Raw genomic sequence first — 14374 nt, forward strand, 5'->3', positions numbered from 1 at the left:
AGCGGGGGGAGGGTGTGGGTAGGGAGCGGGCAGAAGATGGCGGAAGGCAGTGGGAGTCGAACCCACCCGGGAACGGCTGCCGTCCCCAACCGGGTTTGAAGCCCGGCCGCACCACCGGGTGCGATTGCCTTCCAAGAGGCGACCGGCTGAACAGCCGGATGCGCAGCCTACCCGAGCTGCGCTGATGATGCCAAGGCGCTGTCGCGGCGGATCTTGCGTTCGTTGCCGAAGCGGCGGGTGAAGCCGATGCGGTCCAGGTGCTCGAGGAGCTGGATGCTGCGTTTGCGGCCCAGGCCGATGCGGTCGCGGAACGCGGCGGCGCGGATCACGCCGCTGGTGGCTTCGAGGTCCAGGGCGATTTCGGCGAGGGTCTTGAGCGTCGCCTCCGGGTAGAAGAGGTCCTTGACCACCTGTTGCAGCAGGCCGAGGCGGGCGAGCTTGCGCAGCAGCAGGCGCATCCGGGCTTCGTCGACGGCGAGTTCCCGGGCCAGGTCGCGTACCCAGGGCGGGTCGAAGCGGCCGGCTTCGAGCAGTGGCCAGAGGCGGGCCTTGAGCGCTTCTTCCTCGTCGCTCAGGCGCACCCGGTGGTCGGGGCGATGCAGCCAGGGGCCGCTGGCCTCGATCTGTGCGTGCGCCATCGCCTGCTCGAGCAGGGCGATGAACAGCGGTCGTTCCAGTTGCGGCAGGGCGAAGCGGCGCAGGCGGTCGCGGTCAGGACCGAGTTCGTCGGGCTGTTCTTCGTGAAAGCGCTGCAGTGCCTGGACGAGTTCGGTTTCCAGCTGCTGCCAGCGGCCGCGTTCCAGCAGGCGGGGACCTGCGCGGGTAGCGATCTCGATGGCCGAGTCGGGCAATTGCCAGCCCTGTCGCGGGCGGTTGAACTGGCGTTCGAGCAGGAGCGGGTCCAGGCCGTTGTCGGTTTCGCCGAGCAGGGCTGGCAGCGCCGCTTCCAGTCCTTCGCGGGTGAGCGCCCGCAACTGCGCCAGGCGCGCTTCGCGGCGACGGTTGCGCGGCGGCGCGAAGGGGTCGAGGACACGGGCGCCGCCCAGGGTGCGCTGGGCCGACTGGTCGCGCAGCACGACGCGGTCGCCATGCACCGCATGGGCCGGGGCGTTGAGCAGCAGCTGGGCGAAGCCGCGACTGCCGGGCGCGAGGCTTTCGCCTTCGAGCAGCGCCAGGCGCCCGGTGACGTCCTGGGCACCCAGGTGGATGTGCAAGGGCGTCCAGTGCTTGAGGTCGCGGGCCTCGCTGGGCAGCAGGTCGAGCTCGACGTCGAGGCGGGTGGTCGGGGCGTGCAGCATGGGCGCCAGCAGCCAGTCGCCACGGTGGATCTGCTCGACGCTGAGCCGCTCGCCGGCAAGGTTCAGGGCGACCCGCTGGCCGGCGCGGGCCTGGTCGGCTTCGCGGTTCTGCGCATGCAGGCCGCGTACCCGCACCGTCTTGCCCGATGGGCTCAGGGTCAGCTCGTCGCCGACCTTCACGGTGCCGGCGAAACTGGTGCCGGTGACCACCACCCCGGCGCCACTGACGCTGAAGGCGCGGTCGATGGCGAGCCGGAAGTGGCCCTGGTCGGCACGCGCCTGGCAGGCCAGGGCGCGTTCGACCAGCGCCTCGCGCAAGGCGCCGACGCCGGCGCCGGTCAGGCTCGAGACGGGGAAGCAGGGCGCGCCGGCGAGCGGCCCGGGCGCCAACAGGGCGTCGACCTGTGCCCGTACTTCGGCGATGCGCGATTCGGATACCCGGTCGGTCTTGGTCAGGGCCACCAGCGCCTGGCCGATGCCCAGCAGTTCGACGATGGCCAGGTGCTCGCGGGTCTGCGGCATCACGCCGTCGTCGGCGGCGACCACCAGCAGCACCAGGTCGATGCCGCTGGCACCGGCCAGCATGTTGTGCACGAAGCGCTCGTGGCCGGGCACGTCGATGAAGCCGGTGAGGGTGCCTTCGCCCAGGGGGGCGTAGAGGTAGCCCAGGTCGATGGTGATGCCGCGCTCGCGCTCCTCGCGGCGGCGATCGCCTTCGCCGCCGGTCAGGGCCTTGAGCAGGGAGGTCTTGCCGTGGTCGATGTGACCCGCGGTGCCGACGATCATGCCAGGGCTCCGGCCAACTGCGGGAGCTGGGCGAGGAAGGCGGCTTCATCGTCGAGCTGGCGCAGGTCGAGCCAGAGCGCGTCGTCGGCGGTGCGCCCGAGCACCGGGATCGGGAGGCCGCGCAGGGCTTCCTCGAGCTGGCGCAGGCTGCGGCCCTTGAGCCGCTTGGACTGCTGCGGGCGCAGGCACAGGGCCGCGCTGGGCAGCCGCGCCACCGGCTGGGTGCCGCTGCCGATCATGCCCAGCGCATCGATCGTCTCGACCTGCCAGGCGCTGCCCAGCTGCTCTGCCAGCAGCGGGGCCAGCCGCTGCGCCTGCAGGCGGATGTCGGCCTGGGGGCGGCTGAGCAGGCGCAGGCTGGTCAGCCGTTCGGCGAGGCGATCGGGGTCGCGGTAGAGGGAGAGCACGGCTTCGAGGGCGGCGAGGGTCAGCTTGTCGACCCGCAGGGCGCGCTTGAGCGGGTTCTTCTTGATCCGCGCGATCAGGTCCTTGTGGCCGACGATCAGCCCCGCCTGGGGGCCGCCGAGCAGTTTGTCGCCGCTGAAGGTGACGATGTCGGCGCCGTCGCGCAGCGCCTCCTGCACCGTCGGCTCCTTGGGCAGGCCCCAGCGTGTGAGGTCGACCAGGCTACCGCTGCCCAGGTCTTCGAGCAGGGGCAACTGATGGCGGTCGGCGATGGCCGCGATTTCGGCGGTGGCGACGCTGTTGGTGAAGCCCTGAACCGTGTAGTTGCTGGTGTGCACGCGCATCAGCAGGCCGCTGCGCGGGCCGATGGCGTTTTCGTAGTCGCGGGCATGGGTGCGGTTGGTGGTGCCGATCTCGTGCAGCTTCACGCCGGCGCGGGCCATGATGTCCGGGATGCGGAAGGCGCCACCGATCTCGATCAGCTCGCCACGGGAGATGATGCCTTCCTTGCGCGCGCCGAGGCTGTTGAGCGCCAGCAGCACCGCGGCGGCGTTGTTGTTGACCACGGTCACCGCCTCGGCGCCGGTCAGTTCCCGGATCAGGCCTTCGATGAGGTCGTCGCGGTCGCCACGCTTGCCGGTGGCGAGATCGAATTCCAGGTTCAGCGGGTAGCGCGCGGCATGGGCTACCGCTTCGATGGCTTCTTCGGGCAGCAGCGCGCGGCCGAGGTTGGTGTGCAGCACGGTGCCGGTCAGGTTGAACACGCGCCGGATACGGCTGCGGTGACGGGCATCGAGACGTTCCCCAGCGCGTCCGGCCAATACCGCTTCGCTCAGTTCGACTTCGCTGAGCTGGCCCTGGCGGGCCGGTTCGCGCAGCTCGTCGAGCAGCTGGCGCAGGGTATCGAGAAGGGATTCGCGGCCGTAGCGTTCGGCCAGGGGCTGGCACGCGGGGCTGCGCAGCAGGCGGTCAACGGAAGGCAGGCGGAAGACGGTCATGCGCCGAGACTCGGCAGCAGGCTGGAAGGCATTCAGATCACTCCGGCAATGGACCGAAGGATTGTAGGGCAATGTGGGCGGCAAGCCCAACGCAGGGTTCCAGGCGGTGCCTGCACGGGGCAGGCACCGCTGGACGTCACTCTCCGCCGGGCGCGAGCAGCAGGTTGGGCGCCTGGCGCTGGAAGCCCTCGGCATCCAGGCGCATGTCCAGCGCCAGGCTCGCGAGGTCGGCCGACAGCGCTTCGGCATCGGCGTCCAGCTCCAGGTAGACCTGCTTGAAGTAGGTCTTGCAGCTCGGGCAGGTCTCGGCCTTGAGCGGCGCCTTTTCGGCGGTGACCTTGTCGGTCTCGAGGCTGACGTAGTCCAGCCCCTCGCTCGATTCGCAGCCGGTGCACTTGACCCGTACGAAGTGCCATTCGCAGGCGCACAGCGAGCAGACCAGGTAGCGCAGGCCGTTGTGCTTGCCACGGTGGCGGATCACCCCGGCCATCGCCGGCGAACCGCAGCAGGGGCAACGGCTGCCGCTGCCGATGTCGCTCACGCTGTCTTCCGGCAGGTCGAGCAGCCAGTGGCTCCAGGCGACTTGCAGGCCGGCGCCGAGGAAGGGCACCACGGCGGCGGGAACGCCATCGTACTGGCCGGCCAGCAGGAGCACCGCCCAGGCGCGGCGCTGTCCTGCGTCGGCTTCCTTGAGTTGCTCCAGCGCCGCCTTGACCTGGGGGTTGTCCGGCGTGGGATAAGCCCGGAGCAGGGCGTCGAGCAGGGTCAGCCAAGCGTCTTCACGCACCAGGGTGTCGGCGGCCAGCGGCGGCATGCCGTGCTTGCGGCTCTGCTCGAGGCGGTTCTCGTCGCGCTCGGGCATGGCCGGCGGGTTGTCCAGCACCTGCTGCTGGGCACGGCACAGGCCCGCCACCAGGCGCAGGTAGTCGCCCAGCGGGTTGCCTTCGGCCAGCGTTTCCAGCCGTGCGGCGCGCAGGGCGAAGAGTCTGGCCGGAGGCAGGTGGATGAAGGGGGGAGTGGCGGCCGAGGCTGCAATCTGCTCCGGCTCGAGGATCTGACCAGCCACGGAGGGCTCCTTTGGAAATGGATGGCGCCTGATGGACAGGCGCCATGGATGTTATCAAGGCGGGTTCGGCTGTCATGGCCGTCGGCGTGCCGCCGGTCGCCGGGTGCCCGCCTCCCCGGTGCGGGACGGCGGGCGGAAGAGGGGGAGCGACGGGCAGCGGACTGCCCGTCGCGTCCTTACTTGCGTTCCTGCTTGGTGACTTCGTCGTACCACAGCTGGTGGTGCTTCTTGGCCCACAGGCGGCTGACGCGGCCGGACATCATGGCGCCGAAGGAGCCCTTGATCCAGATCGCCGCGTAGACGTGCACGATGATCGCCATCACCAGCACGAAGGCCGCCGAGGCGTGCAGCAGCGCGCTCAGGCGGATCAGCTCGATGCCGAACAGGTGGCTGAAGTACTCGCGCCAGATCACCACCCCGCTGAGCAGCAGCACCAGCATGGTGACGACCAGGACCCAGAACAGCAGCTTCTGCCCGGGGTTGTACTTGCCGATCGGCGGTACGCCTTCTTCCTCGTTGCGCAGCACTTTGTCCAGGCTGCCCAGCCACTTGCGGTCGTTGCCGCTGAAGTAGTTGGAGCGCCAGAAACGCACCATCAGCCCGAGGAACAGGACGTACATCGCCACACCCAGGAACGGGTGCAGGATGCGCGTCCAGGGGCCGCCGCCGAACAGGTTGCTCAACCAGAACAGTGCCGGGTGGAACAAGGCCAGTCCGGACAGGCCGGCGAGGATGAACAGGATCGCCACCGCCCAGTGGTTGCTGCGCTCGTTGGCGTTGTAACGCTGGATATCGTCTTTTTTCATGATTGCCGCTCCTGTGCGCGCCGCCCGGTCAGGGGCGGCGCACACGCCTCAAGGCTGCCTGGGGTCGAAGGTGTGTACTGCCGGGTCCTGTTTCTTGACGACAGGCTCGGCAGGGGCCTCGTGCTCCTCTTCCTCCTCCACGCGCTGGGGTCCGACCCGCACGTAGTGGAAGAAGCCGGCAAGTACCGCGGCGCCCATGGCCAGCAGCGCGAACGGCTTGGTGACCCCCTTCCACAGGCTGACCATCGGGCTGATGGCCGGCTCGTTGGGCAGGTCGGCATAGAGCGACGGCTTGTCCGCGTGGTGCAGCACGTACATGACATGGGTGCCGCCAACGCCCGCCGGGTCATACAGACCGGCGTTCTCGAAGCCGCGGGACTTGAGGTCCTCGATGCGTTCTTCGGCGTGGTGCTTCATGTCGTCCTTGCTGCCGAAGACGATCGCCCCGGTGGGGCAGGTCTTCACGCAGGCCGGTTCCAGGCCGACGGTCACGCGGTCGTTGCACAGCGTGCACTTGTACGCCTTCTTGTCCTTCTCCGAGATGCGCGGAATGTTGAACGGACAACCGGTGACGCAATAGCCGCAGCCGATGCACTTGTCCTGGTTGAAGTCGACGATGCCGTTGGCGTACTGCACGATCGCGCCCGGGCTCGGGCACGCCGTGAGGCAGCCGGGCTCGGCGCAATGCATGCAGCCGTCCTTGCGGATCAGCCATTCCAGATCACCGGCGGTGTTCTCGTGCTCGGTGAAGCGCATCAGCGTCCAGGATTCGGCCGTCAGGTCCGCCGGGTTGTCGTAGGTGCCATGGGTGTGGCCGACCTCGTCGCGCAGCTCGTTCCATTCCGAGCAGGCGACCTGGCAGGCCTTGCAACCGATGCACTTGGACACGTCGATCAGCTTGGCGACCTCGTCGACCTGGCGGATCGACGGCGGCGTGGTGGTCGTCGCGGAGCGGGCAATGATGTTCTGCGTAGCCATTTATGCCTTCTCCAGGTTGACCAGGAACGACTTCGATTCCGGCGTCTGGGTATTACCGTCGCCGAGGTAAGGCACCAGCGTGTTGGCGATGAAGCCTGGACGCGCGACGCCGGTGAAGCCCCAGTGGATCGGAATGCCGACGTGGTGGACCGTCTGGTTGTTCACCTGCAGCGGACGGATGCGCTTGGTCACCACCGCGACGCATTCGATGTAGCCCCGCTTGGAGGTCACCCGGACGCGATCGCCCGCGGCGATGCCCTTCTCCTTGGCCAGCGCTTCGCCGATCTCGACGAACTGCTCGGGCTGGACGATGGCGTTCAGGCGGCAGTGCTTGGTCCAGAAGTGGAAGTGCTCGGTCAGGCGGTAGGTCGTCGCCGCATAGGGGTAGTCCTTCGCCTCGCCGAGGCTGTCCCATACCGAATCGAAGATCCGCGCAGCCGGGCTGCTGATGACCTTCTTGTTGTTCGGATGCAGCGGGTTGACCCCGATCGGCGTCTCGAACGGCTCGTAGTGCTCGGGGAAGGGGCCCTCGGCCATCTTGTCGACCGCGAAGAAGCGCGCAACGCCTTCGGGGTTCATGATGAACGGGTTGACCCCGGCTTCCGGCGCCACGGTCGGGCCGTAGTCGGGCACGTCGGTACCGGTCCAGCTGCTGCCGTTCCACCACACCGCCTTCTTGTTCGCCGCCCAGGGCTTGCCTGCCGGGTCCGCCGAAGCACGGTTGTAGAGAATGCGGCGGTTCATCGGCCACGCCCAGGCCCAGCCCAGGTGCTGCTTCATGTGGTGCGGGTCGCTGTTGTCGCGCCGCGCCATCTGGTTGCCCTGTTCGGTCCAGCTGCCGCAGAAGATCCAGCAACCCGAAGCGGTGCTGCCATCGTCCTTCAGCTGGCCGAAGCCCGACAGCTGCTGGCCGGCCTTGATCACCGCGCCGCTGGCATCGGTGACGTCGGTGACCGCGTAGCCGTTGAACTCCTTGGCGATTTCCTCGGGCGACGGCTCGTGGGCGACCTTGTAGGGCCAGTGCAGATTGAGGATCGGATCGGCATAGGCGCCGCCTTCGGTGCGATAGCGCTCGCGCAGTCGCAGGAACAGGCCGGACATGATCTCGATGTCGGTGCGCGCTTCGCCGGGGGCGTCGGCGGCTTTCCAGTGCCACTGCAGCCAGCGGGTGCTGTTGACCAGCGAGCCGTCTTCCTCGGCGAAGCAGGTGGTCGGCAGGCGGAACACTTCGGTCTCGACCGAGGCGGTATCGATCTCGTTGAATTCGCCGGCGTTGCGCCAGAACTCGGCCGTTTCGGTCGCCAGTGGGTCCATCACCACCAGCCACTTGAGCTTGGCCAGCGACTTGAGCACGCGGTTCTTGTCCGGCAGCGAGGCGATCGGGTTGAAGCCCTGGCAGAAATAGCCGTGGACTTCGCCGCGCGACATCATGTCGAACATGCGCAGCACGTCGTAGCCGGCGCCGCCGAAGTCGAGCTTGGGCAGGTAGTCGTAGCACCAGTCGTTTTCGGCGGTGGCGGCCTTGCCGTACCAGGCCTTCATCAGGCTGACGTGGAACTTGCCGTAGTTCTGCCAGTAGGACGTCTGGCCCGGACGCAGCGGCTTGAGCGCGCGCTTGTCGATATAGGTACCGAAGTCCTGCTCGGCATCGCCGGCCAGGGTCATGTAGCCCGGCAGCAGGTTCGAGAGCAGGCCCAGGTCGGTCAGACCCTGGATGTTGGAGTGACCGCGCAGCGCGTTCACGCCGCCGCCCGGCATGCCGACGTTGCCCAGCAGCAGCTGGACCATGGCCGCACTGCGGATGATCTGCGCGCCGATCGAATGCTGCGTCCAGCCCAGGGCGTAGAGGATCGTCATGGTCTTGCCCGGTGCCGAGCAGGTGGCGATCTCTTCCCAGACGGTCAGCATCTTGTCCTGCGGCATGCCGCAGATCTGGCTGGCGAGTTCGGGCGTGTAGCGGCTGTAGTGCTGCTTCATCAGCTGGAACACGCAACGCGGATGCTCGAGCGTCTTGTCGACCTTGGCGAAGCCCTGTTCGTCGAGCTCATAGCCCCAGGACGACTTGTCCGAGTAGGTGCGCTTGTCCGCGTCGTAGCCGCTGAACAGACCGTCCTCGAAGCCGAAGCCTTCCTTCACGATGAAGGACACGTCGGTGTAGTTGCGCACGTACTCGTGCTGAATCTTGTCGTTGCTGATCAGGTAATTGATCAGACCGCCCATGAAGGCGATGTCGGTACCCGTGCGGATGGGCGCGTAGTAGTCCGACACGGCGGCCGTACGCGTATAGCGCGGATCGACGACGATCAGGCGCGCCTTGTTGTGGGCCTTCGCTTCGGTTACCCATTTGAAGCCGCAGGGATGGGCTTCAGCTGCGTTGCCACCCATTACCAGAACCAGATCGGCGTTGCCGATGTCGGTCCAGGTGTTGGTCATGGCGCCACGGCCGTACGTCGGGGCAAGACTTGCCACCGTCGGGCCGTGTCAGACACGCGCTTGGTTATCGAATCCCACCATGCCGAGGTTGCGCACGACCTTGTGCGTCAGGTATCCGGCTTCGTTGGAAGAAGCGGAGGCGGCGAGGAAGCCGACCGAGGTCCAGCGGTTTACCGTCTGGCCCTGGGCATTCTGGGCGATGAAGTTGGCGTCGCGGTCTTCCTTCATCAGGGTGGCGATGCGGTCGAGCGCCTCGTCCCAGGAGATGCGCGTCCACTCGTTGGAACCCGGCTTGCGCACCTCGGGGTACTTGAGGCGGTTCGGGCTCTTGACGAAGTCCAGCAGGCCCGCGCCCTTCGGGCACAGGGTGCCGCGGTTGACCGGATGGTCGGCGTCGCCTTCGATGTGGATGATGTTCTGCGCGACGTTCTTGCCGCCATCGCCCTGGCTGTACAGGATCAGGCCGCAACCTACGGAGCAGTAGGGGCAGGTGTTGCGCGTCTCTTTGGTGTGGGTCAGCTTGAACTGACGCACCTGTTCGGCGAAGGCTGGCTCAGGCGCCATGCCTAGTGCCGCAAGGCTGGATCCTCCAAGGCCGACGGCGGCGACCTTGAAGAATTGTCGACGGTTCATGTCCATCGAAGACTCCTATCGGGCTAAAGGTCGCCGATGCTTTGCCGGCGCCAGAGTGCCATCTTAGCCAATCGCGACAATCGGGTGCGCTAAAAATTCCGAGATGAGAGCCATTCCCGGATAGAACGTGTGGAGGCTTAAAGGCTTGAAATACGTGTGCTTTTTGCGTGAGCGGGCGGCCCGAAGGCTGCGTTGGCGACGAGTGGTAAGACTAAAGTCTAAAGGCGCGCATAAAAAAACCCGGGCATGGCCCGGGTTTTCCTGAAGCGAGGCGCGATCAACCGTTCTGGCGAATTCCCGCCACCAGCCAGGGCTGGTTCTCGCCCTGGACGCGTTCCATCCGCCAGCTTTCGCTGAAGGGCTCGCCCTGGTCGAAGCGCGAGGTCTTGGAAAGACCGATGAAGGTCAGGGTCGCGATGGTCTTGTCGGCTTGGTCATCCACGCCGTCGAGCTGGATCTGCAGGTCGTCGATGTAGGTCGACTGGTAGCCTTCGCCCAGCTCCGCACGCTCGCGCTTGAGGAAGTCGAGCAGCTGCGGGGTGACGAACTCGGCGATCTTGTCCATCTCGTTGGCATCCCAGTGCTGCTGCAGCGAAAGGAAATGCTCGCGGGCGGCGGAGACGAAGCTCTGCTCGTTGAACCAGCTCGGGGCATTGATCACCGGTGCCGGCGCCACGCTGCTGGCGCTGCCGCCGAAGATCGACTGCTGCGGCATTTCACGCTGCATCGGCGCGTGGCCGGCCATGGCGGGCTGCTGCTGGCGACGACGCGCGGCCAGGAAGCGGAACAGCAGGAAGCCGATGATGGCGAAGATCAGGATGTCCATGAAGTTGATGCCTTCGAAGCCACCCCCCATGAACAGCGCGGCGAGCAGGCCACCGGCGGCCAGTGCGCCGAGCATGCCGAGACCACGGCTGGCGGCCGACGGCTGTTGACGGCCGGCCTGGGCGGCGTCGGTGCGCTGGGTTTGCGGTTGCGCCTGACGCGACTGATGGCTCGGTGCGGAGCCGAAGCTCTTGCCACCGCCGAAACGCTTGGCGTTGGCATCGAGACTGAGGGTCAGGCCGATACACAGCGCCATGAAAAGGCTAAGCACACGATGCATTCTGTATTCCCACTGATAACTGAAAGGGCGTTACGCGCGTCATCCTGCCCAGCCGGGAAGGCATTGGCCAGGGGGAGTATGTTACCGGCTTTTGCCCTGCACGCCGGCATTGCCTTCGGCAGTGTCTGAACCGCGCCCTGCGGGGCGCCCGGGCGAAGCGCTGATAAAGGAAAAAAAAACGGAGCCCGAGGGCTCCGTTTTTCGGGACAGCAGGCTTAGCGCCAGTTGTAGAGCTCCTTCTCGGAGATCTCCTGCATCGGCTTGACCTGTTCCTGGAACGCCTTCATCGAAGCCCAGATGCGACCGTTCAGCTCGCTCTGGCCAGCCAGGGCGCCCAGCACCTGCTCGGACTGCTCGTACATCGCGTCGAGCACTTCGTCGGGGAAGCGCTTGAGCTGCACGCCCTGCTGCTTCAGCTCTTCCAGCGCGATGGCGTTGTGGTAGACGTAATCGTCGGCCATGTCCTGGTTGCCCGCGCGCGCCGCCTCGGTGACGATCGCCTGCAGATCCGCCGGCAGGCTGTCGAAGGCCTTCTGGTTGATCAGCATCTCGATCACCGCCTGCGGCTCCTGCCAGCCGGGGTAGTAGTAGTACTTGGCCGCCTTGTGCAGGCCGAACGCCAGGTCGTTGTAGGGGCTTACCCAGTCGGTGGCGTCGATTGCGCCAGTCTGCAGCGCGGTGAACACCTCGCCGCCGGGCAGGTTGACGGAGGTCGCGCCGAGACGGCTGAGCACTTCGCCGCCGAGCCCCGGCATGCGGATCTTCAGGCCCTTGAGGTCGGCCAGGGAGTTGATCTCCTTGTTGTACCAGCCGCCCATCTGCATGGTGGAGTTGCCTGCCGCGAGCGGCTTGACGCCGTAGGGGGCATAGGCCTCTTCCCAGAACTTCAGGCCGCCGCCCTTGTTCAGCCAGGCGTTCATCTCCAGGGTCGAGAGCCCGAAGGGCACCGAGGTGAAGAACTGTGCGGTGGGCACCTTGCCGCGCCAGTAGTAGGCGGCGCCGTGGCCGATTTCCGCGGTGCCGCGCGAGACCGCGTCGAAGACCTCGAGGGCCGGCACCAGCTCGCCGGCGGCATAGACGCGAATGGTCAGGCGCCCGCCGCTCATGGCGGTTATGCGTTCGGCCAGGCGTTCGGCGGAGGTGCCGAGGCCGGGGTAGTTCTTCGGCCAGGCGGTGACCATCTTCCAGTTGTAGGTCTTGGCTTTTTCGGCCTGGGCATCGCTGGCCGGGCCGGGTTTGTCGTCATTGCAGCCGGCGAGGCCGAAAGCGGCGAGCAGGGCAGCGGCAGCGCCGAACAGGTGGCGGCGTTTCATGGTGTCTCCGATAAGTGTCGTAGGGCTGTGGTGTCTCGTCGTTGTTTGGGCGGACCGGCCAGGTTCAGCCTTGCTTCCTCGTTACGGTGGCGCGGGTGGCCGCCGTCTCACTGCCCCTCGCTTCTTGTGGAAGTCGGCGGGCTGCCGCCGGAGCGTTCCGGCGGCGTTCCGGCATGCCGGACAATTCGTTGCGGCCGAAGCCGCGTGTTCTGCGCTTACAGCGCTTCGAGCTTGGCGTAGCTGAGCATCAGCCACTTGCTGCCTTCGTCCTCGAAATTGACCTGCACCCGCGCCTGGGCGCCGGAGCCTTCGAAGTTGAGGATGGTGCCTTCGCCGAACAGCGAATGGCGCACGCGCTGGCCCAGGCTGAACGGGGTTTCCGGGACCCCGGCGCCGGCGAAGATCGAGGCGCTGCGGGTGTCGAACGAGCGGCTGACGGTATTGTTCAGGCGCACTTCGCTGATCAGCGCGGGCGGAATCTCGCGGACGAAGCGCGAGACCTTGTTGTAGGTCTCGCTGCCGTAGAGCCGCCGGGTTTCGGCGTAGGTCACGTAGAGGTGCTGCATCGCACGGGTGATGCCGACGTAGGCCAGGCGACGCTCTTCTTCCAGGCGCCCGGCCTCTTCGAGGCTCATCTTGTGCGGGAACAGGCCTTCTTCCATGCCGACCAGGAACACCACGGGGAACTCGAGGCCCTTGGCGCTGTGCAGGGTCATCAGCTGGACGCTGTCCTCGTGGTCGCCGGCCTGCTGCTCGCCGGCCTCCAGCGAGGCGTGGTCGAGGAAGGCGGCCAGCGGCGTCTGCTCGTCGTCGACATCGTCGCTGTAGTGGTCGAAGGCGCGGGCGGCCGAGACCAGTTCCTCGAGGTTTTCCACCCGTGCCTGGGCCTTCTCGCCCTTCTCGTCGCGGTGATAGGCCAGCAGGCCCGATTGTTCGATCACTAGCTGCGCCATGTTGTGCAGCTGCATGCCCTCGACCTTCAGCGCCAGGGTGTCGACCAGTTCGATGAAGGCCTTCAGCGCGCTGGCGGCTCGGCCTGACACCACCTTGGTGCCGACCGCCTGGTGCACGGCGGCCCACAGGGAGATGTCCTCGGCGCGCGCCAGCTGGCGCAGGCTCTCGACGGTCTTCTCGCCGATGCCGCGTGCCGGCACGTTGATCACCCGCTCCAGCGCCGCATCGTTGTGGCGGGTCTGGATCAGGCGCAGGTAGGCCATCGCGTTCTTGATCTCGGCGCGCTCGAAGAAGCGCTGGCCGCCGTAGATGCGGTAGGGGATGCGCTCGCGCAGCAAGGCTTCCTCGAGCACCCGCGACTGGGCGTTGGAACGGTAGAGGATGGCGATCTCGCTGCGGGTCACGCCCGTCTTGAGGGTCGATTCGATGGTCTCGACCACGTAGCGCGCTTCGTCATGCTCGTTGAAGGCGGCATACAGGCTGATCGGCTCGCCCTCGCAGCCTTCGGTCCACAGCTCCTTGCCCAGACGGCCCTGGTTGTTGGCGATCAGCGCGTTGGCGGCCTTGAGGATGCAGGCCGTGGAGCGGTAGTTCTGCTCCAGGCGAATGGTTTCGGCATCCGGGAAGTCCTGGCTGAACTGGTGCAGGTTCTCGATCCGCGCGCCGCGCCAGCCATAGATCGACTGGTCGTCGTCGCCCACCACCATGAGGCTCTCGCCGCCCTTGGCGAGCAGCCGCAGCCAGGCGTACTGCACGGCGTTGGTGTCCTGGAACTCGTCGACCAGGATGTGGCGGAAACGGCGCTGGTAGTGCTCCAGCAGGCCCGGGTGATCCCGCCACAGGTCGAGGGCGCGCAGCAGCAGCTCGGAGAAATCGATGACCCCGGCGCGGGCGCAGGCCGCTTCGTAGGCTTCGTAGAGCTTCACCATGGTGGCGAGGAACAGGTCGCCGCCCGCCTGAATGTGTTGCGGGCGCAGCCCCTCGTCCTTCTGGCCGTTGATCCACCACTGGGCCTGGCGCGCCGGCCAGCGCTGTTCGTCCAGGCCGAGCTCGCGGATCACCCGCTTGACCAGGCGCTGCTGGTCGTCGGAATCGAGGATCTGGAAGTTCTCGGCCAGCCTGGCCTCGCGCCAGTGCGCGCGCAGCAGGCGGTGGGCCAGGCCGTGGAAGGTGCCGACCCACATGCCCTGCGGGTTGACCTTCAGCAGCTGTTCGATGCGGTGGCGCATCTCGGCGGCGGCCTTGTTGGTGAAGGTCACCGACAGCACCGAGTGCAGCGAGGCGCGCTCGACCTGGTGCAGCCAGGCGATGCGGTGCACCAGCACCCGGGTCTTGCCCGAGCCGGCGCCGGCCAGTACCAGTTGACGGCCCAGGGGCGCGGCCACGGCCTGGCGCTGGGCCTCGTTGAGGGAATTCAGAAGGAGGGAGAGATCGTCATGCATCGCGCCATTCTAGCCGCAAATGCGGGCGATTCGCTTGCCAGCCTGTCCGGATCTGTCGGTCGCCCGCAGCGAAGCGCCGGTCCAGGGCGTTGCCGGACCGTCGACGCCGATGCGCAGCCGGTCGGAAGCTTCGGGGCCGCGCACTTGTGCCAGGCCG

General features: G+C 67.0%; 9 protein-coding genes and 1 tRNA gene. All 10 read right to left on the reverse strand.

Translation table 11 applies throughout. From position 1 onward, the window contains the following. Window positions 1-37 precede the first annotated feature (37 nt). The 10 genes from DN824_RS00005 to uvrD all read right to left on the reverse strand — a co-directional run bounded on the left by DN824_RS00005 (window position 38) and on the right by uvrD (window position 14217). Window positions 38-133 (reverse strand) — tRNA-Sec (locus tag DN824_RS00005). A gap of 34 nt (window positions 134-167) precedes the next feature. Next, on the reverse strand, window positions 168-2084 hold the full coding sequence (gene selB, locus DN824_RS00010; RefSeq protein ID WP_138406334.1) for a selenocysteine-specific translation elongation factor: 1917 nt from the start codon (window positions 2082-2084) through the stop codon (window positions 168-170). After that, a complete protein-coding gene (gene selA / locus DN824_RS00015) occupies window positions 2081-3487 on the reverse strand; it encodes an L-seryl-tRNA(Sec) selenium transferase (RefSeq protein ID WP_241666474.1) in 1407 nt (468 codons plus the stop codon). The genes selB and selA overlap by 4 nt, the downstream gene beginning before the upstream one ends. 136 nt (window positions 3488-3623) lie before the next feature. After that, entirely contained in the window at window positions 3624-4553 is a 930-nt protein-coding gene (fdhE, locus tag DN824_RS00020) for a formate dehydrogenase accessory protein FdhE (protein ID WP_138406336.1), read from the reverse strand. Window positions 4554-4729: 176 nt separating this feature from the next. After that, window positions 4730-5359, reverse strand: a complete 630-nt coding sequence (locus DN824_RS00025; RefSeq protein WP_138406337.1) for a formate dehydrogenase subunit gamma — start codon at window positions 5357-5359, stop codon at window positions 4730-4732. Between the two features lie 48 nt (window positions 5360-5407). Then, entirely contained in the window at window positions 5408-6337 is a 930-nt protein-coding gene (gene fdxH, locus DN824_RS00030) for a formate dehydrogenase subunit beta (RefSeq protein ID WP_138406338.1), read from the reverse strand. Beyond that, window positions 6338-9409: a formate dehydrogenase-N subunit alpha gene (gene fdnG, locus DN824_RS00035; protein WP_138406339.1), complete on the reverse strand. Its 3072-nt coding sequence runs from the start codon at window positions 9407-9409 to the stop codon at window positions 6338-6340. Window positions 9410-9680: 271 nt separating this feature from the next. Next, a complete protein-coding gene (locus tag DN824_RS00040; protein ID WP_138406340.1) occupies window positions 9681-10508 on the reverse strand; it encodes a Tim44 domain-containing protein in 828 nt (275 codons plus the stop codon). Window positions 10509-10723: 215 nt separating this feature from the next. Next, complete coding sequence (locus tag DN824_RS00045) at window positions 10724-11821, reverse strand: TRAP transporter substrate-binding protein (protein ID WP_138406341.1); 1098 nt, start codon at window positions 11819-11821, stop codon at window positions 10724-10726. 215 nt (window positions 11822-12036) lie between these two features. Next, window positions 12037-14217 carry a DNA helicase II gene (gene uvrD, locus DN824_RS00050; protein WP_138406342.1) on the reverse strand — a complete coding sequence of 727 codons (2181 nt, stop codon included), beginning with the start codon at window positions 14215-14217 and terminating at the stop codon, window positions 12037-12039. Window positions 14218-14374: the final 157 nt, after the last annotated feature.

This window comes from Stutzerimonas nosocomialis (genome assembly GCF_005876855.1).
In the GTDB taxonomy this organism is placed as follows: domain Bacteria; phylum Pseudomonadota; class Gammaproteobacteria; order Pseudomonadales; family Pseudomonadaceae; genus Stutzerimonas; species Stutzerimonas nosocomialis.